Here is a 22,937-nt window from a genome sequence, read left to right on the forward strand (position 1 = left end):
GCAATCTCGGTGAATAGCGCAGCTTGGTAGCGCATCTGGTTTGGGACCAGAGGGTCGGGGGTTCGAATCCCTCTTCACCGACCATTTTTAAAAAACCTCGCTAATCAGCGAGGTTTTTTTGCATTCTGACCTCTAGAAATACGAGATATTAAGAATGCGCATGAGGGGCGGGGGCTGGAAGCCCAGTCGCATCGAATCCCTCTTCACCGACCATTTTTAGAAAAGCCTCGCTATTTAGCGAGGCTTTTTGCGTTCTGGGGATATAGAATTCAAACAGTGTTGTTCGTGTTCCAAAGACAGGCGATGTGACGGTAGGAACGAGCCAGCCAGTTTAACCCACAGCAACCTCACGGCGCGCCATTACCTTCCCAATAACTCCTTCCACACCCAACACAGCAAAAATAATCGCAAAAAACGCCACAATTCCACCAAACGCACCAGTAAATGCCACATGCTGACCAAATAGCATCGCAATTACACCCATGGCCACAAACTTAGAGCCGACCAAAATAATGTATGAAGACACACCGCGTTTAAGTTTTGGCATCTTTTTGTGCGTTAGGAAATAAGCCGCCATCACTTTCTCCAAAGAAATCGCCCCTTTTAGCATTCCAGCCAATATGACAGAAGCCAGCACTGCCACTTCTAAGCTAGCAATAAATACCCAGTCCCAAGACGCGTTTAACACCAACATAACGATAGTGGTGATAACTGAGCTGATGGCGATATCTTTAAGCATTTTCATTGATTGATTCCTCTTGGAGTAGTTCTTGCTGACGTGCTTAAAGTATCAATTACGGGAGAGCTACATTTACCATTTTACGCCACCCTCTGACGCTGATTAAGTGTTATTGTCACACATTTTGTGGGTTTATTTTGACCTTTAAAAGTGTGTGGTTATACTAGAGGCAGTTATGCTCCTATTTGTAAATCCCCCTTTGCGGTGGACCCCCTGAGAGCGAAAAAAATTCTCATTTTAGATTTGTTCTACCACTGTGACGACGATCATAATCAGCTTGGTTGCTGACGATTTGCTGTACCTGCCACATCTTTATTGATTTGCTCGCAAAATGTAGCGTGCGAACTTATTGATGTTGATTCTGGGAGCGATCCGTCTTGATGCTACTCGGCATTCACAGTGGGCTAATAATCATCTGTCTAAAAAGAGATAGCTCTATGAATGTAATTATCAATGGTCAGTCTTACCTACTGCGCGAAAGCAAGAGCATTCTTGATGTGGCCAAAGATATCAAATTGGATGTTCCGTCGCTTTGCTCAATAAGCAAGCACGCCGAGAAACAATCATGCGACATGTGTGTGGTGGAAGTGGTCGGCCAAGGGGTGGTCAAAGCCTGTGAAACCCAAGTGCAGGATGGAATGACCATCGTCACCGAATCCACTCAACTCAACACATTGCGCCGTCAAGCGCTCAATAAGATATTCGCCGACCACAATGCCGATTGTGAAGCGCCTTGCAAAGTCGCTTGCCCAGCGAATGTCGATATTCAAACCTACCTGTACCACATCGCTGAGGCCGATCATCATCAAGCAGTGAAAGTCATCAAAGACACGCTGCCGATGCCAATATCCATAGGCCGAGTCTGCCCCGCATTTTGTGAGCACGAATGTCGCCGCAGCTTAGTCGACGAGCCGCTGGCCATTCGTCAGCTTAAGCGTCATGCCGCTGATATTGACTTGTCTCTTGCCGAGCAGTTCGAGCCTCCAAAGCTGCCATACAACGGCCATCGAGTCGCTATCGTTGGTGCTGGCCCTGGTGGTCTAGCTTGTGGTTACTACCTCAGTTACCAAGGTTTCGCTGTTGATGTGTTTGAGTCGATGCCGCAAGCGGGCGGTTGGCTGCGTTACGGCATCCCAGAATACCGTCTGCCTAAAGATATCCTAGATAAGGAAATTGAGCTGATGTGTCGTGGTGGGATGCAAATTCGAACCAACACTGTGCTTGGAAAAGACATCACACTCGATGATCTGACCGCGAATTATGAAGCGGTTTGCCTTGCCGTTGGCGCAACCAAAGCGGTGAATATGCCTTATCCAGGCTCCGATTTGGATGGCTGCATTCTAGGTGTTGATTACCTCAAAGATCATATGACCGATAAGCACTTTACTATGGGGCGTAAAGTGGCGGTGATTGGTGGCGGCAATACTGCGATAGACTGTGCGCGTACCGCTATCCGTGAGGGGGCAGATACCACGATTATTTATCGTCGTACTCGCAATGAAATGCCTGCAGAGCTACATGAAATTGAAGCGGCTGAACTTGAAGGTGTGAAGTTCAAGTTCTTGACCAACCCTAAGAGCAACGTTGCTAATGAAAAAGGCAGGGTTAAAGCGATTGAGCTAGAAATCATGGCATTAGGTGAACCGGATAGCTCAGGACGTCGCCGCCCAGTGGCTACTGGTGAAACCCAGACTTTGGAGTTTGATACCGTTATCTCTGCTTTATCACAAAAGCCGGATGTGGAGTTTCTAAAAACTGCCCGCCAATCTCTACCGCTGACCGATTGGGGAACCGCGTCCGCCGATGGTGATTCCATGCACCATGGCTATAACGTCTATAGTATCGGTGATTTTAGACGAGGCCCTGCGACCGCCATTGAAGCCATTGCCGATGGTAAAAAAGCCGCCGACGCCATTGAGCGCTACATTCTCGAAGGGCACTTTAAACCGGAACCAGCGCCGTTTAATAGCCGTAAAGCTGAGCGATTAACCGAAGTTCGTCAAGCGGAGTATTTACAAGAGCGCGCCAAGTCGAGAGCCAAAGCCACTCATCTCGATGCTGAACTGTGCCAAACCAGTTATCAAGAAGTAGAACTGGGAATGAGTGATGCGGACGCAATCGCAGAGGCCGCTCGCTGTTTAGAATGTGGTTGTCAGGCGAATACTCAATGTGACTTGCGCGATTACGCCAGTGAATATCAGGTTGATTATCGAGAGATTGATACCGAAGAACGCAAGATGTTTCCGGTGGACAAATCCAGCGAGTTCATTGTGTTCGATGCTAACCGTTGTATTAGTTGTGGTTCGTGTGTTCATGCCTGTCAGACCGAATCAGTACACGGCATTTTAAACTTCTCTGAATCTGCCCATAGACCGTCATTCCCAGATGGTGCCACAATGGGAGACAGTAATTGTGTTCAATGCGGTGCTTGTGTTCAGGTATGTCCAACAGGAGCGCTGGTGGATAAGCGAGACAAATCCCATAGCCGGATAGAGATGCTCACACCAGTCAAAACCATCTGTACCTATTGCGGGGTGGGTTGCCGCGTTGAAATGTATGTCGATGCGGAAAACAACAAAATTCGCTATGTCAAAGGTGACCCAACATCACCGGTCAACCAAGGTATGCTATGCGTGAAAGGTCGATTTGGCTTTGATTTCATTCATAGTGACGAGCGATTAACTACGCCTCTCATTCGCAAAGCGGGTGAGCTAGTACCGGCGTCTTGGGATGAAACCATCAGCTACGTTGCGGACAAACTAACCAAGATTAAGTCGATGTACGGCAATGATAGTTTAGCCGGGTTCTCGTCAGCCAAAACCACCAACGAAGATAACTTTGCGTTCCAAAAGTTGTTTAGACGAGAGTTGGGCACTAATAACATCGACCACTGTGCAAGACTTTGTCACTCATCAACGGTGACTGGTCTTGAAGCTTCATTTGGCAGTGGCGCAATGACCAATGATATTCCGAGCATCGCGCACTCCGATGTCATTTTTATCATTGGATCTGATACCAGTGCGGCGCACCCAATTATCGCGTCACACATCAAACAGGCGATTGCTGGTGGCGCTCGTCTTATTGTCGCGGATCCAAAACGCATCGATATGGCCGACCACGCCAAGCTTTATGTGCGTCATCGTCCCGGTACGGATGTGATGCTGCTCAATGCCATCATGCATGTTATCGACAAAAATGGCTGGCACGATCAAGCGTTCATCAATGAACGCACCGAGGGGTACGAGTCGTTCGTCACTGAGATCCGTAAATCGGACTACAGCCCAGAAAATGCAGCGCTCATTACTGGTGTCGCGGCATTTGATATTGAGCGAGTTGCCGAACTGATCGGTACCGCTAAAGTGACGTCTGTGTTCTATTCGATGGGCATCACCCAGCACACGACGGGTCATGATAATGTACGCTCTATTGCTAACTTGCAGATGCTTTGTGGCAATGTCGGCGTTGAAGGTGGCGGTATTAACCCGCTTCGCGGTCAATCAAACGTACAAGGCTCTTGTGATATGGGGGCGCTGCCAACCGACTTCCCGGGCTATCAAAAAGTCACCAACCCAGAAGTGCAAGCGAAGTTTGCTAAAGCATGGAACAGAGACAATTTGCCAACCGAGCGCGGTAAGACGCTGACAGAGATCATCGACGGTGCCTGCGATGGTGACATCAAAGCCTTATACGTAATGGGCGAGAACCCAGTATTGAGCGACCCAGATCAAGCACATGCGGTGCATGGCTTAAAATCTTTGGACTTCTTGGTAGTGCAAGATATCTTCCTCACCGAGACCGCGCAGTTAGCCGATGTCGTGTTGCCGTCCTATTCCTTTGCCGAAAAAGCGGGGCACTTCACTAATACTGAGCGACGAGTACAACGTTTGGTACCGGCTGTAAAAGCCCCAGGCGAGGCCTGTGAAGATTGGCAAATTATCCAATCTATCGCCAATGCGATGGGTAGTGATTGGCAGTATGAATCCGTTCAAGACATCACCGAAGAGATTGCTGATGTGACGCCGCAATACCATGGTATTCGCTGGCAATCGGTGGGTAAAAATGGATTGCAGTGGCCGTGTAACAACGTGAAGCCATTTGGTACTCGCATTATGCACCAAGACCAGTTTATTCGTGGTAAAGGGGCAATGGCGGCGATTCCGTTTGAATATGCGGCTGAGCTGCCGGACAAAGAGTTTCCAATGATACTCACCACAGGGCGATTACTTGAGCAGTTCCACACCGGAACCATGACGCGTAAAACCAAAGGGTTAGATAACCTTGCAGGGCCGCGAATCATGATAAGCGTAGAAGATGCCGAAGCGATGGGCGTCGCGAACGGTGAGCCAGTTAAGCTGGTATCACGCCGCGGGGAGATCTCCGCACCAGCGTTTGTGACCAAACGTATGCAGCAAGGCGTGGTGTTTGTTCCGTTCCATTTTGCTGAATCGGCGGCAAACAAGCTCACCAATACTGCGACCGATCCCCATGCCAAAATTCCGGAGTTTAAGGTATCGGCAGTACGTTTAGAGCGAGTTGAACAGCCAGTGGTGTAGCGTCATTCAAGCTTTCGAAATATCGAAATATCGAAATATCGAAATATCGAAAAGGAGCAAGCCAGTTGGCTTGCTCCTTTGTTTCTAGGCTGTGTTTTAGGCTGAACGCAACTTGCGATCATGTTATGGCTACTTTTGGAATGAAATGGTGGGAAGGAGCAATTGATTCACCCTGTGACAATAAGTATGACGGGGCTAGTTGCACTACACTATTGTGACGGCGCATATCGAAAAAAACCGTTTTTTGGTGAAAAAAGTTGGCTCAATTTCAAATAATTGTGCGACGTATGTTGTAAAAATGGCCGTTTCGTCCTAAGTTGTAATTGTAGTGTAATAAAAAGGAGATATTGCCTATGCATCAAGAAATGATTCAACCTACCAACCTTGGCGTTATTAGTCGCACTTGCCTTTTCTCTCTAGGTACAGTAATCGCAATTCTTGCGATGCTCTAATAACAATACTTCTTAGGGGACAGCCCAAACGCTTCGATTCTCTGTCGTTTCCGCATCTAGCAGGCAACGCAGCCAACAATCATCGCAAATGGGCGTTCCTCTAGGCAAAACACCTCACAATACCCACACTGTTCGCTTCTGTTTTAAACCTTCTTAGGCGCTATACTCATATCCATTGTCTTAATCATCTCGTAATGAGACCGATATGCCTTTGCTAGATCGAATCGCGATTACCCACCGATATGCAACGTTGCCTTCAGGCTTCTATCAGTATGTTATGCCTACTCCGCTCAACAATCCAAGGTGGGTGAGCTGGAATCAATCCCTTGCCGAACGTTTTGGGTTTCCTTACGACGCGAATCAATCGCTAGAACTATTAGGCGTTCTGTCTGGCTCCGTTTCTAATGAACAGTTTAAACCGTTGGCAATGAAATATGCTGGACATCAGTTTGGGATCTACAATCCAGATTTGGGTGATGGAAGAGGATTGCTGTTTGGGGAGCTCATATCGAACTCTGGTACTGTGTTCGATCTGCACCTCAAAGGCGCAGGGCAAACGCCATACTCACGCTCAGGAGACGGACGTGCTGTGTTGCGTTCAACTATTCGTGAGTATTTGTGCAGCGAGGCTATGGCAGGGTTGGGCGTTCCGACTACTCGAGCGCTTGGAATGATGGTTAGTGATACGCCAGTATATCGTGACAAAGTCGAACAAGGTGCTTTACTGCTTCGCTTAGCTGAAACTCATATTCGTTTTGGCCATTTTGAGCACTTCTTCTATACCGAACAGCATGTTTACTTGCGGTATCTAGCGGATAAAGTGATTGAATGGCACTTCCCCATGTGCCAACAAGCAAAGCAGCCTTATCTTGCAATGTTCGAGTGCATTGTCGAGTTAACAGCGGACATGATTGCCCATTGGCAAGCAAAGGGGTTTGCTCATGGGGTAATGAATACCGATAACATGTCGATCCTTGGGCAAACATTCGATTACGGGCCATTCGGGTTCATCGACGACTATGAGCCGAGCTATATCTGCAATGATTCGGATTACCAAGGGCGCTATGCCTTTAACAATCAACCTTCCATTGCGTTGTGGAATTTAACCGCCTTAGCACAGGCACTCACTCCTCTTATTGAGCGTGCTGACCTAGAGCTTGCCCTTGAACAGTTTAGTTCGCGACTACAAAGGCAATACAGTGCTCATATGCGTGCTAAGTTTGGGTTGATGGAAAAACATCCAGAAGATGGAACGTTTTTTAATGACAGCTTCGCGTTTTTGGAGTCGGAGGGCGTCGATTACACACGCTTTTTCCGAACCTTATCCGGCCTAGACAGTCATGACAGCGCTTCGCTAACGGATTTGTTTGTCGATAGAGCGAAAGCCAAGAAATGGCTCAATGAGTACTTCTTACGATGTGAAAAAGAGGCGCAAGGCACAGCGGAGCGCTGCGAGCGTATGCGTAAAGTCAACCCTAAGTACATATTGCGAAATTATTTGGCCCAGCAGGCCATTGAGAAAGCAGAGCAGGGCGATTTTTCATTCGTCAATATGCTCGCTGAGGTGTTAAAAGCGCCCTATGATGAACAGCCGGAGTATGAGTACTTAGCGAAATTACCGCCCGAGTGGGGCAAGAAAATGGCCATCAGTTGCTCTTCTTAACTAAGAGGGAGGTTCAAATTGGACATTTCCATGTCATTTTTGTGAACTTGAGCAAAGCTAAGTGGCAAAATTTATAAACGAATCAATAATAACTCCTCGCTAAAACCCTTACACTGTAGAGATCGCAGTGCAGACTTAAGGGAACATAATGCAGGCTAAGACTCACATTTTAGTGGTGGATGATGACGAGGAAATCCGTCTATTGCTTGAAGAGTATCTGACCAAAGCAGGCTTTCAAGTTTCAGGGGCGGAAGATGGCGTAGAGATGGAGCTGTTCATCAAAGCCAAGGGTTATCCAGATCTTATTTTGCTAGATGTGATGTTACCTGGTGATGATGGTTTCACGCTATGCCAGCGAGTAAGGCGCGAGTCTCAAGTGCCTATCATTATGCTGACTGCGGTATCCGATGAAACCGATCAGATCATTGGCCTTGAGATTGGTGCCGATGACTACATCGCTAAGCCGTTCAGCCCAAGACAGTTAATGGCTCGCATTAAAGCCTTGCTACGCCGCGCACATATTCATGAAGACAAGCATGATGACACGCCACCAAGAACCATAGACTTTGGGGATTGGCATCTCGACACTATTGCTCACCGCATGACTAACAGGGTCAATGGACGTAGCCACGATCTTTCCGGTAGTGACTTTGCGTTGCTCATGCTGTTTTTGTCGCGCCCGAATGAAATTCTCGACCGAGATACTATCTCTTTTGCCACGCGCGGCCGTGAAGCGTTACCTTATGAGCGAGGGATTGATGTTCAACTGAGCCGTATTCGTAATCGTCTCGGTACCAGTAAAGCATTTCCTCATTATATTAAAACCATGCGCGGCAATGGTTACATCCTCTCTGTGCCTGTCGAATACGGTCAATAATTCATGTCTAGAACACGCTGGTTCAGGCGACTGAGTCCGAATTCTTTGGTCGCTAGAACACTTTTGCTGACTTTACTTGCGGTTTTTTGCTCTCAGGGGGTTCTGACTGCCATTTGGTATCAGAAAACCAAGCAGGATGAACTCTCTGGTATTCGCGATACGTCAGCCAGTATGGCGACCATGTTTGCTTCTACCGTGACCTTTTTTCAAAAGTTACCGATTAAATATCGTCATATTGTGCTGGATCAAATCCGTAATATGGGAGGAACTCGTTTCTTTGTTTCCTTCAACCATGAAGAGTTGTTGGTTGAGCCCATTCCAGATACGCCGCTAAAAGAAGCGGCGATGATGTCGGTGAAAAGGGTGCTGATTGATAAGCTTCCGACCATCGAAGCGGTCAAAGTGGATTTCTCAAAAGCTGAGAATCTCAGGTTGCTTAAAAACGATATCTTTCTGAATGATTTACCGAGGTCGTGGGCTCACCACACGTTGACTTTAGGGCCGCTCGATCCACCGATTTTGGTGGTACAGCTCAAGCTCAAACAAGGGGAGTGGATTTATATCGCTGCTTTGCTGCCTTCTCCTTACATGCAGCTCGATGATCAGTTTTTCTCTAAAGATCAATTGGTATTTTTGGTTATTTTCACCTCACTGATGCTGCTGCTGACATTTTTGCTCGTGCGAGCGCAAGTGAAACCACTGAAACGTTTGTCGAAAGCCGCCAATGAAATGAGCATGGATATTGATCAGTCGCCACTCAAAGAAGAGGGGGCGACGGAGTTGGTGACCGCAACGCGGGCATTCAATCGCATGCAAACTCGGATTCGAAAGTATGTATCTGATAGAGAACATTTGTTTTCTTCCATCTCTCATGACTTAAAAACGCCTATTACCCGGCTGAGACTGCGTGCTGAATTACTTGACGATGACGCTAGGCGTTACAAGTTCAATCAAGATCTCGATGATCTAGAGATGATGGTTAAAGGCGCGTTGCAGTGTGTACGTGATACGGATTTGCATGAGAACAATGACTTTGTCGATCTCAATGAGATGATCAGAAACGTCTCGGAAACTTATAATCAAGTGCACACACAAGTGAGCTTTACTGCATTACCGATGGAGCCGGTGGTACTTAAGCCATTAGCGATAAAGCGTGTGTTAACCAACCTCATCGACAATGCAGTGAAGTACGGTAAGCATGCATTTGTCTCGATAGAAGAGAATCCGACATGGATCGTTGTCACAATTCTAGACAAAGGTAACGGCATTCCAGAATCGCAATTGGAAGCGGTTTTTGAGCCTTATACTCGTCTTGCCAATGATAAAGATGGGCACGGTTTAGGTCTTGGGATCTGCCGCAGCATCTTACACGGCCTAGGCGGAGACCTTGTGCTGCAAAATTCTGAGCAAGGCGGTTTAGAAGTGAAGATCTATATTCCACCTAACTTGGAAGCTTAGTGATAGATTTCACAGTGTAACATCCCTGTTACCTTTGGTTAACGGTTTGTTGCAGTGAGTGTTGCTGGTTTTTTCTACACTGTGTATCGAACAGGGGCAAGAATAGCCCTTTGTCTAATCCAATACATGGAAGATAACAATGAAAATGAATAAAACCCTACTGACTCTATCCCTCGCTGCTGCCACCCTACCTTCGCTATCTAGTGCAGGTGAAGTGGAAGTCCTTCACTGGTGGACCTCTGGTGGTGAAGCGAAATCCGTACAAGAACTGAAAGCGATGCTAGAAGAGCAAGGTCACTCTTGGAAAGACTTTGCTGTTGCAGGCGGTGGCGGTGAAAGTGCTATGACAGTACTAAAAACACGCGCTGTGTCTGGTAACCCACCTTCAGCGGCACAAATCAAAGGTCATGATATTCAGGAATGGGGCGGCTTGGGCTTCCTAACGAATCTTGATGATGTGGCACAATCTGGCGGTTGGGATCAAAGTGTTCCTAGCATGGTGACTGACGTCATGAAGTTCAATGGCGAATACGTAGCAGTACCTGTCAACGTGCACCGTGTTAACTGGCTTTGGGCTAACCCAGACGTTCTGAAAAAAGCCGGTGTTGAAGTGCCGAAAACGCTGGATGATTTCTTTGCAGCGGCAGAGAAAATCAAAGCAGCAGGTTTTATCCCTCTCGCACACGGTGGTCAGCCTTGGCAAGATGCGACCGTTTTTGAAGCGATTGCTCTAGATGTACTAGGTTCAGATGATTATCGCAAGGCGTTCGTCGACCTAGATATGGACACGTTATCGGGCGACAAGATGGTAGAAGTGTTCACTAAGTTCCAAAAAGTACATGACTACATCGATGCGAACTCACCGGGTCGTGACTGGAACGTTGCTACCTCGATGGTTATCAATGGGGAAGCGGCGATGCAAATCATGGGTGACTGGGCGAAAGGTGAGTTCACTGCTGCAGGTAAGGTACCGGGCAAAGATTATATCTGTGCTCCAGCTCCGGGTACAGATGGTCAATTTACGCACAACGTCGATAGCTTCGCGTTCTTTGAAATCAAAGATGAAAGCAACGTAGCGGCGCAAAAAGCGTTAGCAGCAACGATCTTGGATAAGAAGTTCCAAGAAGTGTTTAATCTCAACAAGGGTTCTATCCCTGTTCGTACTGATATGGACATGAGCGCGTTTGACCAATGTGCTCTGGACTCAATGGCGAGCTTCAAAGCAACGGCGAAAACCGGTGATCTTGTCCCGAGTATGGCACACGGTATGTCGACAACCAGTTACGCTCAAGGTGCTATCTACGACGTAGTCACAAACTTCTTTAACGATCCAAAAGCGGATCCAAAAGAAGCAGCACAGAAGCTAGCGAAAGCAGTTAAAGCGGCTATCTAGTCACTTCCTCCTAAACTAAGCGTTAAAGCTGACTCTCTCCCTTGAATTAGGGAGAGAGCGGTGCCTTGCACCCTTAGCGCTTGCTCAATTCCGAAAGCAGTTATCATTAAGGAAAAGTTATGGAGCAGGCTTTGAATGCACAAGACTCAAATAAGCAGTCCGCGCCAAAACTCAGCATGGTAGATCGCCTCCAACATTGGCTACCGAAAATAGTCATGGCACCCACCATGCTCGTTACCGTAGTGTGTATTTACGGGTTCATCTTTTGGACCGCGGCGATCTCATTAACCAACTCGCGTTTTCTCCCTTCTTTCAACTTCGTAGGCTTTACTCAGTATGAGAAGCTGATGGAAAACGACCGTTGGATCACTTCCATTACCAATCTCGGTATTTTTGGGGTGCTGTTCATGCTAATTGCGATTGTCCTCGGTGTTGGACTTGCAATATTGCTTGACCAAAATATCCGCCAAGAAGGCGCAATTCGTACTATTTACCTCTACCCGATGGCACTCTCTTTCATTGTCACAGGTACAGCGTGGAAATGGATCTTAAACCCAGGTCTCGGCATCGAAAAACTTATGCATGACTGGGGATTTGAAAACTTTCAGTTTGATTGGCTGGTTAACTCCGATATGGCGGTTTACACCCTTGTTATCGCCGCGGTTTGGCAATCATCTGGCTTTGTGATGGCGATGTTTCTAGCCGGGCTTCGCGGGATTGATTCGTCGATCATTAAAGCGGCGCAAATAGATGGTGCGAACTTACCAACCATCTATTGGAAAATCATTCTGCCTTGTTTGCGCCCGGTGTTCTTTAGCGCCGTCATCATCACGTCTCATATTGCGATCAAGAGTTTCGACTTGGTGACGGCGATGACCGCAGGCGGCCCAGGTTACTCCTCTGACTTACCAGCGCTCTTCATGTACGCACACTCATTTACCCGTGGTCAGGTTGGTCTCGGCGCTGCTAGTGCCATGATGATGCTCGCAGGGATATTGGCGATTTTGGTCCCGTACTTGTACTCAGAACTTAGGGAGAAGAAATCATGAATTCGTCGATGAATCTCTCAAGACTTTTTATCTACTCGGCGTTGACCTTCTTCTGCTTGGTATACCTGATGCCACTGTTTGTCATGGTCATCACTTCATTTAAGACGCTGCCTGACATAAAAGCCGGCAACCTGATGTCGCTACCAACAGAGTGGGTATTTGACGCATGGCGTAAAGCATGGAGTGGTGCTTGTACTGGCGTGAAATGTGAAGGGGTGAAGAGCTATTTCTGGAACTCATTCCAAATGGTGATCCCGGCTGTCGCCATTTCAACCTTGCTGGGGGCGTTCAACGGCTACGTAATCACTAAGTGGAAGTTCCGAGGCTCTGACCTGTTTTTCAGCTTGCTACTGTTCGGATGCTTTATTCCATTCCAAGTCATCTTGCTACCCATGGCAGCGCTACTTGGCAAGCTAGGTCTAGCGAACACAACTGCGGGTTTGGTCGCGGTACACGTTATCTATGGTATGGCGTTTACGACACTGTTCTTCCGTAACTTCTACATTGCGGTGCCAGATGAGCTTGTCAAAGCAGCCAAACTGGATGGTGCAGGCTTCTTCACTATCTTCTTTAAAATCCTGTTGCCACTCTCGACACCTATCATCATGGTGACGGTTATCTGGCAATTTACCTCAATCTGGAATGACTTCTTATTTGGGGTCGTCTATTCGGGCTCTGAGACGCAACCAATAACGGTCGCGCTCAACAACTTGGTCAACACGAGTACTGGCGTCAAAGAGTACAACGTTGATATGGCCGCTGCGATCATCGCTGCGTTGCCAACGCTGGTGGTCTACGTACTGGCAGGGAAGTATTTTGTTCGCGGTCTCACTGCGGGTTCAGTAAAAGGATAATCAACATGGCAACATTAGAACTTAAACAGATCCGCAAAACCTATCGCAATGCGGACAACGAAACCCTTAAAGGTATCGATATCAGTATCGACTCCGGTGAGTTCCTTATCCTTGTAGGGCCATCGGGCTGCGGCAAATCGACTTTGATGAACACCATTGCGGGTCTTGAGGATATCAGCGCAGGTGAAATCGTGATTGATGGTCGCGATGTCGCTCAGGTGCAGCCAAAAGATCGCGATATCGCTATGGTGTTTCAATCTTATGCTCTTTACCCAAATATGACGGTACGTGGCAACATCGCCTTTGGTTTAAAAATTCGTAAGATGCCTCAGGAGCAAATTGATGCCGAAGTAAATCGCGTTGCCGAGATGCTGCAAATCGACCATCTACTCGATCGCAAACCATCACAGCTCTCAGGCGGTCAAAGACAAAGGGTCGCAATGGGCCGAGCGCTCGCACGTCGTCCGAAGCTCTACTTGTTTGATGAGCCGCTGTCTAACCTAGATGCGAAACTGCGCGTTGAGATGCGCCATCAGATCAAACGTCTGCATCAGCAGTTAAATACGACGATTGTGTATGTAACGCATGATCAAATCGAAGCGATGACACTCGCTGATCGCATCGCTGTCATGAAAGATGGTGAATTACAGCAATTGGGCACACCTAAAGAGATCTATAACGAGCCAAACAACGTGTTTGTCGCAGGCTTTATGGGTTCTCCTTCGATGAACTTCATCAAAACACACGTTGATCTGGACGAGAACGACAAGCCAATTATCCGAGTTGTATCTGGAGACAATGAGCAGCATGTAGTCGCACTACCAGAATCTCTGCGTCCACAAGATGGCAATGAGATTGTGATTGGCTTGCGTCCGGAACACATTACTGAAAAGCTTGAAGACGAGACAGTCGATGCGACTCAAGTCAGCCTTAAATTGGAAGTACTTGAGCCAACGGGGCCTGATGTCATCGCTATGGTGAAAGTCAATGACCAAGAAGTTGCGTGTCGTTTGTCTCCTGAATTTGATGCCAGTGTAGGGCAGGTGGCTCCGCTATACTTTGATATGTCTAAGGCAGTGTTTTTTGATGCTGTGACTGAGGAGAGGTTGTTGGTGTAGGGTTGTGGGGCTTGATGCTTCGCATTTTTAAGAGCTTTACCCCTCCTAGCCTGTTGTTCTCCCCCTTAATAACGGGGCGCGCAGCCGGGGGAGCTAGAGGGGGAGCTCTTCTTTTTTTCGGCCATTTCCCACCAATCCCCTACCTCCCAATGTGTCACTTTCCACCCGTCCCCCAACACCAGAATCGTTTTCTTTACGCGCTATCAATCTATCTTATTGAAAAACAACAACTATCTAGTTCTGGCACTCTTATTGCTCCTTTAAGCCCATCAGTACCCATAGACGGGACTGCATCAATCCAAAGGAGAATAATAATGTTAAAGCCTCTATCCCTACTGTCTGCCTCTGCTCTTGCACTTGTTAGCTTCAATGCCGCTGCGAACTGTGACCCGGGTGAAATTGTCATCAAGTTCAGTCATGTAACCAACACGGACAAGCACCCGAAAGGTATCGCGGCATCACTGCTTGAAGAGCGTGTGAATACTGAGATGAACGGCAAAGCGTGTATGCAGGTATTCCCTAACTCGACACTGTACGATGACAACAAAGTTCTCGAAGCCCTTTTGAACGGCGATGTTCAACTCGCCGCTCCTTCACTTTCTAAATTCGAGAAGTTTACTAAGAAATACCGCATCTTTGATTTGCCATTCTTGTTTGAAAACGTAGAAGCAGTCGATCGCTTCCAAAATTCAGAGTCGGGTGAGAAGTTGAAAAATGCGATGAAACGCCGTGGCCTTCAGGGCCTTGCGTTTTGGCATAACGGCATGAAGCAAATGTCGGCGAACAAGCCGCTTTTGGTACCCGGCGATGCGAAAGATCTGAAATTCCGTGTTCAAGCATCAGACGTGCTGGTTGCACAGTTTGAGCAGCTTGGTGCTAACCCTCAGAAGATGTCATTCAAAGAGGTGTACGGTGGTCTACAAACTAAGGTTATCGATGGTCAAGAGAACACATGGTCAAACATCTACGGTAAGAAATTCTTCGAAGTTCAGGATGGTGTAACAGAAACCAACCACGGTATTCTTGACTACTTGGTCGTGACTTCTCGTGAATTCTGGGACGGCATGCCAGAAGATACGCGTAGCCAGTTTGCACAAATTCTAAAAGAAGTCACTGACACCCGTAATGCTGAGTCAACCCAAGTAAACCTAGCCAACAAGAACAACATTGTTGAGTCGGGCGGCGTGGTACGTACTCTAACGCCAGAACAACGTCAGCAGTGGGTAGAAGCGCTTCAACCGGTATGGCAGAAGTTTGAGAAAGACATCGGTTCTGATCTCATCGAAGCGGCGCTAGCGTCTAACCAACAGTAACCATTAAGTCGTACATGGCCTCACCGGATGTGAGGCCATCTCCCTGTGCCAATTATTACAAAAGCGATGTATCACATGGAACAGTCTCTTATTTCTCGTATTGGTAGGGTCACTGATGCCTTTGAAGAAACGCTGATTGCGTTCTTTCTTGGAGCGATGACGCTGTTGACCTTTGCCAATGTTATTTCTCGTTATGTATTTAACGACAACATTTTGTGGGCACTTGAACTGACCGTCTTTATGTTCGCCTGGATGGTGCTGGTTGGCGCGTCTTATGGTGTGAAGAAACATTTTCACATCGGTGTGGATGTGGTGATCAACATGGTGTCGGAGAAGCACCGCAAGCTGTTTGCCATCTTATCTGTTTTATCTTGTCTGACGTTCTCAGTCCTACTTTTTATTGGCTCATGGAACTACTGGTATCCCTTTGTCACCGAAAGAGCTTGGTATGAAACCGATGATATCCCAATGCCCGAAATGCTCCAGTTTTTAGCAGACTGGCTCAATGAAGGTGAACGTTATGAAAAAATGCCGCGCTTTATTCCCTACATGGCGCTTCCTATTGGTATGGCACTACTGACTTTTCGATTTGCTCAGGCGGCCTATCAAATCTTCAGCGGAAAGCTGGATCGCTTAATCGCGGGTCATGAAGCAGAAGAGGATTTGGAAGCACTAAAAGCTGAAATGCAGGACAACGCGTTTGATAACGTAAAGGACAAGGATAAATAAGCATGGACATTCTATTACTCTTTTTGATGGTGATAGGCTTTATGCTTATCGGGGTACCGATCGCGGTATCACTTGGCCTATCGAGTATTCTTTTTCTATTGATGCATTCCGACGCATCATTAGCTTCGGTGGCCCAAACCCTATTTAATGCGTTTGCTGGTCACTACACACTACTGGCGATTCCCTTCTTTATTTTGGCATCAAGCTTTATGTCGACGGGCGGTGTGGCGAAGCGAATTATCCGCTTTGCGATTGCGATGGTGGGCTGGTTCCGCGGTGGCCTTGCAATGGCATCTGTGGTGGCGTGTATGATGTTCGCGGCTTTGTCTGGTTCGTCACCTGCGACGGTTGTTGCCATCGGTAGTATCGTCATCGCAGGTATGATCAAAAACGGCTACACCAAGGAGTTTGCCGCAGGGGTTATCTGTAACGCAGGTACTTTAGGCATTCTTATCCCACCTTCCATTGTTATGGTGGTCTATGCGGCGGCAACCGACGTGTCAGTAGGACGTATGTTCCTTGGGGGCGTTATTCCTGGACTGCTAGCGGGTCTTATGCTGATGATTGCTATCTACATTGCTGCAAAAGTGAAAGGGCTTCCTAAGCAGCCATTTGTGGGCTGGAAAGAGGTGTTTGATTCTGCGCGTGAGGCGAGCTGGGGTTTGCTGCTAGTGGTTATCATACTTGGTGGTATCTATGGCGGTGTATTCACTCCTACGGAAGCGGCGGCAGTGGCAGCGGTTTACTCGTTCCTGATTGCCAATTTTATCTACAAAGATATGGGGCCGTTTGCCGATAAAGAAAATACTAAACCAGCGCTGATTAAAGTGTTTGAGACATTTGTGCACAAAGACACTAAGCATACGCTCTTTGAAGCGGGCAAACTCACCATTATGCTGCTGTTTATCATCGCTAACGCGCTGATTCTTAAGCACGTGCTGACTGAAGAACGTATCCCACAGATGATCACAGAATCCATGTTATCTGCGGGTTTGGGGCCTATTACCTTCTTGATTGTGGTGAACGTACTGCTGCTTATTGGTGGTCAGTTTATGGAACCATCAGGCTTATTGATTATTGTGGCACCCTTGGTGTTCCCTATTGCTATAGCGCTTGGCATCGACCCTATCCATCTGGGGATTATGATGGTAGTGAATATGGAAATAGGCATGATAACGCCACCTGTCGGGCTTAACTTGTTTGTGACGGCGGGTGTGGCGAAGATGTCGATGATGGGCGTAGTGAAAGCCGCACTACCGTGGGTGGCCGTGATGTTCTTGTTCCTGATCATTGTGACTTACGTGCCTTGGGTATCAACTTGGTTACCAACGACCTTGATGGGGCCGGAAATCATCACCAAGTAACTTAGCGCAAAAAAGCAAAAGGAGGTCGTTAGACCTCCTCATCAATATGCTTACCGTAATTCTCGCGCGGATCGGATTGAAAACGTCTTTCATACAGAACACGTTTTGACTTTACCTTGCGTCTTTCCCCAGCAGCGACACGTTGTTCAACGTAAAAAATGCCATCTATCTCAACTGTGTCAGAAATGAAGGGCACTTTGGTTTTTTCCCCCATAACGACTCCTTATAAATGATCTTGTATGCAACTCCTTGGCTACATTTTCAATTATAGGAGATATGTATCACAGTTCTACCTTATTTTAGCTATCGCTTTTGTAGGATTCCTTAATGAGCTGATATTTCTGCATTTTATCGTACAAGGTTTTTCTCGGAACATTGAGCTTTTGCATGGTTTGCTTGATGCTGCCATGGGTTTCGACTAGAGCTTGCTCAATGACACTTTTTTCAAACAATCCCACCTGCTCAGCGAGGCTTTGGTCACTTTCTTGGTCATTATTTTGGGCATTTCCAGCTTGAATTTTACCAAGCAGGACAAAACGCTCGGCGCAGTTTCTCAGCTCTCTGACATTCCCAGGCCAATCATGGCTGATTAATTGGCTGAGTTCACCTGCGGAGAGGGCGTTGGCGGTTTTGCCATAACGTGAGGCAGCGACCAGTTGAAAATGGTGGAAAAGCGCCGCGATATCCTCTTTTCGGTCACGAAGTGGCGGGAGATCAAGCGTGACAATATTAAGGCGGTAATAGAGATCTTGGCGAAAGTCGCCCGCCAACGAGGCCTGGTTGAGATCCGCTTTGGTTGCGGCAATAACACGGATATTCAGCGGAATAAGGGTGTTGGAGCCCACTCGCTCGATTGCTCGCTCTTGTAATACACGTAGCAAGCGGATTTGTGCCTGCATTGGCATTGATTCAATTTCATCAAGAAACAACGTTCCGCCATTAGCATGTTCAAACTTACCAATTCGAGTGCTTTCAGCGCCAGTAAACGCGCCTTTCTCGTGACCATACAGTTCGCTTTCAATCAGGTTTTCTGGCACAGCACCACAGTTGACCGCGACAAAGTTCGCTTCTCGCCGACTGCTCTGCTCGTGTAGCGAACGGGCGACCAGCTCCTTACCTGTACCCGTTTCGCCAAACAGTAGAATATCTGCGTCAGTATCGGCAATCATACTTATAGTCTCACGCAGATTTTGAATAACTGAGGTATCCCCAATGATCCTTGGCCCTAAGGTTTGGCTGGCTTTTAGGGAGCGTTTGAGCTGCTCGTTTTCCAAAGTCAGGTGGCGCTTTTCTATTGCCCGCTGGGTAATCTCAATCAAACGCTCAGCAGAAAACGGCTTTTCAATGAAATCGTAAGCACCATCTTGGATTGCTTGAACCGCCATGGAAATATCGCCATGCCCTGTAATCAGAATCACAGGAATGCCGGCGTAATGGCGGCTGACGGTATTGAGTAGGTCTAAACCTGACAAGCCTGGTAGGCGAATATCGGAAATAATGGCCAACGGTGTTTCTTGCTTGAGAGCGAGTAGAGCGTCTTCAACACTGGCAAAACACTTTGCGTCGATGTCGGAAAGCTCAAAGCTTTGTTCCAAGGCGATTCGAATATCAGATTCATCATCAATTAAAAACACTTGGCTCATAAAGGCTTCCTTGTGGAGGGTTGGGTAGATCGTGAGACAGGCAACTCGACGCTAAAGCGCGCACCACCGAGTGCAGACTCGCTGACATGGATATGTCCATCTAGGTTATGAATAATTTGCTGAGAAATGGAAAGTCCTAGTCCTAAGCCGTTCTCTTTGGTGGTGTAAAAAGGCTCAAACAGCGTTGGTGAGGAGTAATCGGCTAGTCCTGGACCTGAATCATCCACATGGATCATGACTGCCGAGTCAGTGGATTCTATTGTCAAACTTAACTGCTTTTCGGGGCTGCTTTCCATCGCTTGCATGGCGTTGGTCATGAGGTTAATCAGCACTTGCTCTAGCTGAATTGGGTTGATGACGATTAGGAGGTCTTGTTGGTCAAAGACGCAATCTAGCTTGACCTGATGGCTCTTAAGTTGTGGCTGAATAAGCTCAATAGTCGAAAACACCACGGGTGCCAACTTCACTTCACTAAGCTCGTTAGCATCACTGCGTCTGGCAAAGGATTTGAGTTGTTGACTGATCTTTGCCATTCGCTCGGTAAGGGCAACAATACGGCTAAGGTTATCTTTGGCTCGATCGACTTTGTGTTTGTCGATAAAGCGCTGACCATTTTCAGCAAAGCTGCGGATAGCGGCGAGTGGATTGTTAAGCTCATGGCTAATGCTGGCTGACATCTGTCCTAATACCGCCAGTTTGGCCGCCTGAACCAATTCATCTTGAGCTTGCCGAAGCGCTTTTTCGGTTTTGACACGCTCATCAATTTCTACATGTAACTTCGCTGTTCTTTCCATCACTTGAAACTCAAGTTTTTGCTTCGCTTCTGCTTGCAGTTGTTCGATTTGCCTGTGGCGATAGCGGCGATTTTCGGCAAGGGCGACGAACAAGTAGAGTGAAACAAACACCAAAGCCAGCACGCTGATAAAACCGAACAGATCGACGTAGAGTGCAGATAATGGCGTTAGAACGCGCAGTATTAGATTAGGAATGCCAGACTCACGCTGAGTGGCCAAATAGTGCTTAGTAAAGAGGTTCCCTTTGGGGTTAGTGAGTAAGGAAGTGCTTGCCAGCAGATCGCCTTGAAAGCCAAGGCTTTTGATATTAGTTTGCAGATATTGCCTAGAGTCACGCACGGAAGTGAGGGTCTTGGAGTCAATATCCGTCAGGCTGTTAAACAGCCACTCAGAGTCACTGGACATAAACACGATATTGTTGCTATCGGTGGCGACGTAAATGCTGGTGTCGCTCTGCCAACTTCGCTCTATGGAAGAGAGGTCCATTTTCACCACGACCACACCGATGTGATCAGCCGCATAAGTGACGGGGAATGAGTAGTAATATCCTCTTTGTCCAGAGGTAGAACCGAGCGCAAAGTAGGCGCTCTGTTTGCCTTCAATCGCATGTTGAAAATAAGGGCGAAACGCAAAGTTCTTGCCGACAAAGGAGTGGGGAAGATTCCAGTTGCTAGAAGCGATGGTGTTGCCATAGCGGTCTAGCAGGTAGGTGTCAGAGGCGAGGATGATCTTGTTCGCCTGTTGTAAATAGCGGTTGGTGACCTCAATTTGAGCCGAGTTATTGGGTGATTGCAATGCATCGACTAACTCTTTGTCTTGAGATAACAGCTGGGGGATATGACGGTATTTGTCGAGCTTACTATCTATGGTCTCAACGAAACGATTGAGCCAGTTTTGATGCTGTAATTGCATGGTCTCTAGGCTGTGATGCCAGTACCAATGCCCCGCTGCTGTGGAGATAAAAACAAACAGCGCTATAAAGCTCACTAAAATTCGTTTCAATCGCATGAATCCACCTCTACAACCTAACATCTATAGGTTAACGAATATGACTAACTTGTGGCGAAAAAGTTATGAGTTCTGAGAGGTGGGAAAGCTGCAAAACAGGAGCAAGATCTCTTTTTTGGTCTTTCACTAAAAAAAGCCCTTCAATCTCTTGAAAAAGACGATATTGTCCCCATTTCATTGTGGACTTGGGAGAAAACAGCAATGATTTCCCAATTCTTTGGGTAATTAGCGACAAAAGCGTCGATTGACCCGACTTCGACTCGACAGGGTAGGTGGAGATCGCTAGAATGTCGCGTCTGAAATTTTGTCCTGAGACTAATCAGAGATGCCTTTAAGTTGACTCGTTCAGCATGACGAAGACGTCACTCATTAGTCCGATAGCCAGAGTAACGTGCTATATAAAGTGCTGCTGACTGGTTATCGATGCTCATTTTAAAGAAGTACCTTTGGGTACTAACAAGGATGAAGCGGAAATATCCTCGTGATATCGACGCTCATACGCTCAGCCAACACTGAGCCAAACTGAGGTTTATACAATGCAAGTTACTGTTGAAACTCTAGAGGGCCTAGAGCGCCGTCTAAACATTACTGTTCCTGCTGCTAACATCGAAGACGCAGTGACAGCTGAACTACGCAACATCGCGAAAAACCGTCGTTTCGATGGTTTCCGTAAAGGCAAAGTGCCAATGAAGATGGTTGCTAAAATGTACGGCCAAGCAGTACGTCAAGACGTGATGGGTGAAGTTATGCAACGTCACTTCATCGAAGCAATCGTTTCTGAAAAAATCAATCCAGCAGGTGCACCAACTTTCGCTCCTGTTGAGAACGAAGCTGGTAAAGATCTAGTATTTACTGCAACTTTCGAAGTGTACCCAGAAGTAGAACTTAAGGGTCTAGAGAGCGTTGTTGTTGAAAAACCAACGACTGAAGTACAAGACGCTGACGTTGAAGAGATGATCGAAACTCTACGTAAGCAACAAGCATCTTGGACTGACGTTGAAGAAGCTGCTGAAGATGGCAAGCGTGTAACTATCGACTTCACTGGTTCTATCGACGGTGAAGAGTTCGAAGGCGGTAAAGCTGAGAACTTCCCACTAGAAATGGGCGCTGGTCGCATGATCCCAGGTTTCGAAGACGGTATCCAAGGCAAGACTGCGGGTATGGAATTTGAAATCGACGTAAACTTCCCAGAAGATTACCACGCTGAAAACCTAAAAGGTAAAGCAGCTAAATTCCTAATCAAAGTGATCAAGGTTGAAGCTCAAGAACTTCCAGAAATCAACGACGAGTTCGTTGCTAAGTTCGGTGTAGCTGAAGGTGGCGTTGACGCTCTTAAAGCTGAAGTTCGTAAGAACATGGAGCGTGAGCTTAAGCAAGCAATCAAGAACCGCATCAAAGAGCAAGCTCTTGACGGTCTAGTTAAAGAGAACGACATCGACGTTCCTGCTGCGCTAATCGACCAAGAGATTGGTGCTCTACGTCAGCAAGCTGCACAGCGTTTCGGTGGCAACCCAGAAGCGGCTGCACAGCTTCCACGTGAGCTATTCGAAGAGCAAGCTAAGCGTCGCGTAGTTGTAGGTCTTCTTCTAGGTGAAGTGATCAAATCTGAGAAGCTAGAAGCTAGCGATGAGAAAGTGAAAGAGCTTATCTCTGAAATGGCAACAGCATACGAAGATCCAACAGAAGTTATCGCTTACTACGAGCAAAACGAGCAAATGATGAACAACATGCGCAACGTTGCACTAGAAGAGCAAGCGATCGACGCGATCCTAGCTAAAGCACAGGTTTCTGACAAAGAAGTTAGCTTCAATGAGCTAATGAACCAACAGCCTGCAGCTTAATAAGCAATATCTTGTATAGAAGGTTGACTTAGAGTCGACTTCTCTGCTAACAATGGTCCGTATGATGTTTATCATCCGGGCCATTTATT

General features: G+C 47.2%; 16 protein-coding genes and 1 tRNA gene. 13 read left to right on the top strand and 4 right to left on the bottom strand.

Annotated features, from left to right (window positions below):
* The first annotated feature begins 7 nt into the window (after positions 1–7).
* Positions 8–84, top strand: a tRNA-Pro gene (locus ACJB0T_RS14005).
* A gap of 247 nt (positions 85–331) precedes the next feature.
* On the opposite strand, the gene ACJB0T_RS14010 is transcribed toward ACJB0T_RS14005, so the two are convergent.
* A complete protein-coding gene (locus tag ACJB0T_RS14010; RefSeq protein WP_479289006.1) occupies positions 332–745 on the bottom strand; it encodes a hypothetical protein in 414 nt (137 codons plus the stop codon).
* A 431-nt stretch (positions 746–1,176) separates the two neighbouring features.
* On the opposite strand from ACJB0T_RS14010, the gene fdhF reads away from it, so the two are divergent.
* The 11 genes from fdhF to ACJB0T_RS14065 all read left to right on the top strand — a co-directional run bounded on the left by fdhF (position 1,177) and on the right by ACJB0T_RS14065 (position 17,562).
* Positions 1,177–5,292 carry a formate dehydrogenase subunit alpha gene (gene fdhF, locus ACJB0T_RS14015; RefSeq protein WP_479289008.1) on the top strand — a complete coding sequence of 1,372 codons (4,116 nt, stop codon included), beginning with the start codon at positions 1,177–1,179 and terminating at the stop codon, positions 5,290–5,292.
* Between the two features lie 657 nt (positions 5,293–5,949).
* Entirely contained in the window at positions 5,950–7,407 is a 1,458-nt protein-coding gene (locus ACJB0T_RS14020) for a protein adenylyltransferase SelO (RefSeq protein ID WP_479289010.1), read from the top strand.
* A gap of 148 nt (positions 7,408–7,555) precedes the next feature.
* A complete protein-coding gene (locus ACJB0T_RS14025) occupies positions 7,556–8,284 on the top strand; it encodes a response regulator (protein WP_479289011.1) in 729 nt (242 codons plus the stop codon).
* A gap of 3 nt (positions 8,285–8,287) precedes the next feature.
* Positions 8,288–9,742, top strand: coding sequence for an ATP-binding protein (locus ACJB0T_RS14030; RefSeq protein ID WP_479289014.1), 1,455 nt, complete (start codon positions 8,288–8,290; stop codon positions 9,740–9,742).
* Positions 9,743–9,881: 139 nt separating this feature from the next.
* A complete protein-coding gene (locus ACJB0T_RS14035; protein ID WP_479289016.1) occupies positions 9,882–11,135 on the top strand; it encodes an ABC transporter substrate-binding protein in 1,254 nt (417 codons plus the stop codon).
* Positions 11,136–11,254: 119 nt separating this feature from the next.
* Positions 11,255–12,184 (top strand): carbohydrate ABC transporter permease, encoded by a 930-nt coding sequence (locus ACJB0T_RS14040; protein ID WP_479289017.1) that lies wholly within the window; start codon positions 11,255–11,257, stop codon positions 12,182–12,184.
* A complete protein-coding gene (locus ACJB0T_RS14045) occupies positions 12,181–13,038 on the top strand; it encodes a carbohydrate ABC transporter permease (RefSeq protein ID WP_479289019.1) in 858 nt (285 codons plus the stop codon). Before ACJB0T_RS14040 ends, ACJB0T_RS14045 begins: the two co-directional genes overlap by 4 nt.
* Positions 13,039–13,043: 5 nt before the next feature.
* A complete protein-coding gene (locus tag ACJB0T_RS14050; protein WP_479289021.1) occupies positions 13,044–14,156 on the top strand; it encodes an ABC transporter ATP-binding protein in 1,113 nt (370 codons plus the stop codon).
* Between the two features lie 314 nt (positions 14,157–14,470).
* Positions 14,471–15,469 carry a TRAP transporter substrate-binding protein gene (locus ACJB0T_RS14055; RefSeq protein WP_479289023.1) on the top strand — a complete coding sequence of 333 codons (999 nt, stop codon included), beginning with the start codon at positions 14,471–14,473 and terminating at the stop codon, positions 15,467–15,469.
* Between the two features lie 75 nt (positions 15,470–15,544).
* Positions 15,545–16,198: a TRAP transporter small permease gene (locus ACJB0T_RS14060; protein WP_479289027.1), complete on the top strand. Its 654-nt coding sequence runs from the start codon at positions 15,545–15,547 to the stop codon at positions 16,196–16,198.
* Between the two features lie 2 nt (positions 16,199–16,200).
* Entirely contained in the window at positions 16,201–17,562 is a 1,362-nt protein-coding gene (locus tag ACJB0T_RS14065; protein ID WP_479289029.1) for a TRAP transporter large permease, read from the top strand.
* Positions 17,563–17,590: 28 nt separating this feature from the next.
* Here ACJB0T_RS14065 and ACJB0T_RS14070 read toward each other — a convergent pair whose 3' ends face one another.
* From ACJB0T_RS14070 to ACJB0T_RS14080, 3 genes are all read right to left on the bottom strand, one after another.
* Positions 17,591–17,776 (bottom strand): hypothetical protein, encoded by a 186-nt coding sequence (locus ACJB0T_RS14070; RefSeq protein ID WP_112462277.1) that lies wholly within the window; start codon positions 17,774–17,776, stop codon positions 17,591–17,593.
* 85 nt (positions 17,777–17,861) lie between these two features.
* On the bottom strand, positions 17,862–19,205 hold the full coding sequence (locus tag ACJB0T_RS14075; protein WP_479289032.1) for a sigma-54-dependent transcriptional regulator: 1,344 nt from the start codon (positions 19,203–19,205) through the stop codon (positions 17,862–17,864).
* Positions 19,202–21,007 carry a sensor histidine kinase gene (locus ACJB0T_RS14080; protein WP_479289034.1) on the bottom strand — a complete coding sequence of 602 codons (1,806 nt, stop codon included), beginning with the start codon at positions 21,005–21,007 and terminating at the stop codon, positions 19,202–19,204. The genes ACJB0T_RS14075 and ACJB0T_RS14080 overlap by 4 nt, the downstream gene beginning before the upstream one ends.
* 536 nt (positions 21,008–21,543) lie before the next feature.
* On the opposite strand from ACJB0T_RS14080, the gene tig reads away from it, so the two are divergent.
* Positions 21,544–22,848: a trigger factor gene (gene tig / locus ACJB0T_RS14085; protein WP_479289036.1), complete on the top strand. Its 1,305-nt coding sequence runs from the start codon at positions 21,544–21,546 to the stop codon at positions 22,846–22,848.
* Positions 22,849–22,937 lie beyond the last annotated feature (89 nt).

It is taken from the genome of Vibrio sp. CB1-5 (genome assembly GCF_059412285.1).

Bases quoted from the DNA above. Each gene is read 5' to 3' on its own strand.
- ACJB0T_RS14010 (WP_479289006.1), bottom strand. From the start codon at position 745: ATGAAAATGCTTAAAGATATCGCCATCAGCTCAGTTATCACCACTATC.
- fdhF (WP_479289008.1), top strand. From the start codon at position 1,177: ATGAATGTAATTATCAATGGTCAGTCTTACCTACTGCGCGAAAGCAAG.
- ACJB0T_RS14020 (WP_479289010.1), top strand. From the start codon at position 5,950: ATGCCTTTGCTAGATCGAATCGCGATTACCCACCGATATGCAACGTTG.
- ACJB0T_RS14025 (WP_479289011.1), top strand. From the start codon at position 7,556: ATGCAGGCTAAGACTCACATTTTAGTGGTGGATGATGACGAGGAAATC.
- ACJB0T_RS14030 (WP_479289014.1), top strand. From the start codon at position 8,288: ATGTCTAGAACACGCTGGTTCAGGCGACTGAGTCCGAATTCTTTGGTC.
- ACJB0T_RS14035 (WP_479289016.1), top strand. From the start codon at position 9,882: ATGAAAATGAATAAAACCCTACTGACTCTATCCCTCGCTGCTGCCACC.
- ACJB0T_RS14040 (WP_479289017.1), top strand. From the start codon at position 11,255: ATGGAGCAGGCTTTGAATGCACAAGACTCAAATAAGCAGTCCGCGCCA.
- ACJB0T_RS14045 (WP_479289019.1), top strand. From the start codon at position 12,181: ATGAATTCGTCGATGAATCTCTCAAGACTTTTTATCTACTCGGCGTTG.
- ACJB0T_RS14050 (WP_479289021.1), top strand. From the start codon at position 13,044: ATGGCAACATTAGAACTTAAACAGATCCGCAAAACCTATCGCAATGCG.
- ACJB0T_RS14055 (WP_479289023.1), top strand. From the start codon at position 14,471: ATGTTAAAGCCTCTATCCCTACTGTCTGCCTCTGCTCTTGCACTTGTT.
- ACJB0T_RS14060 (WP_479289027.1), top strand. From the start codon at position 15,545: ATGGAACAGTCTCTTATTTCTCGTATTGGTAGGGTCACTGATGCCTTT.
- ACJB0T_RS14065 (WP_479289029.1), top strand. From the start codon at position 16,201: ATGGACATTCTATTACTCTTTTTGATGGTGATAGGCTTTATGCTTATC.
- ACJB0T_RS14070 (WP_112462277.1), bottom strand. From the start codon at position 17,776: ATGGGGGAAAAAACCAAAGTGCCCTTCATTTCTGACACAGTTGAGATA.
- ACJB0T_RS14075 (WP_479289032.1), bottom strand. From the start codon at position 19,205: ATGAGCCAAGTGTTTTTAATTGATGATGAATCTGATATTCGAATCGCC.
- ACJB0T_RS14080 (WP_479289034.1), bottom strand. From the start codon at position 21,007: ATGCGATTGAAACGAATTTTAGTGAGCTTTATAGCGCTGTTTGTTTTT.
- tig (WP_479289036.1), top strand. From the start codon at position 21,544: ATGCAAGTTACTGTTGAAACTCTAGAGGGCCTAGAGCGCCGTCTAAAC.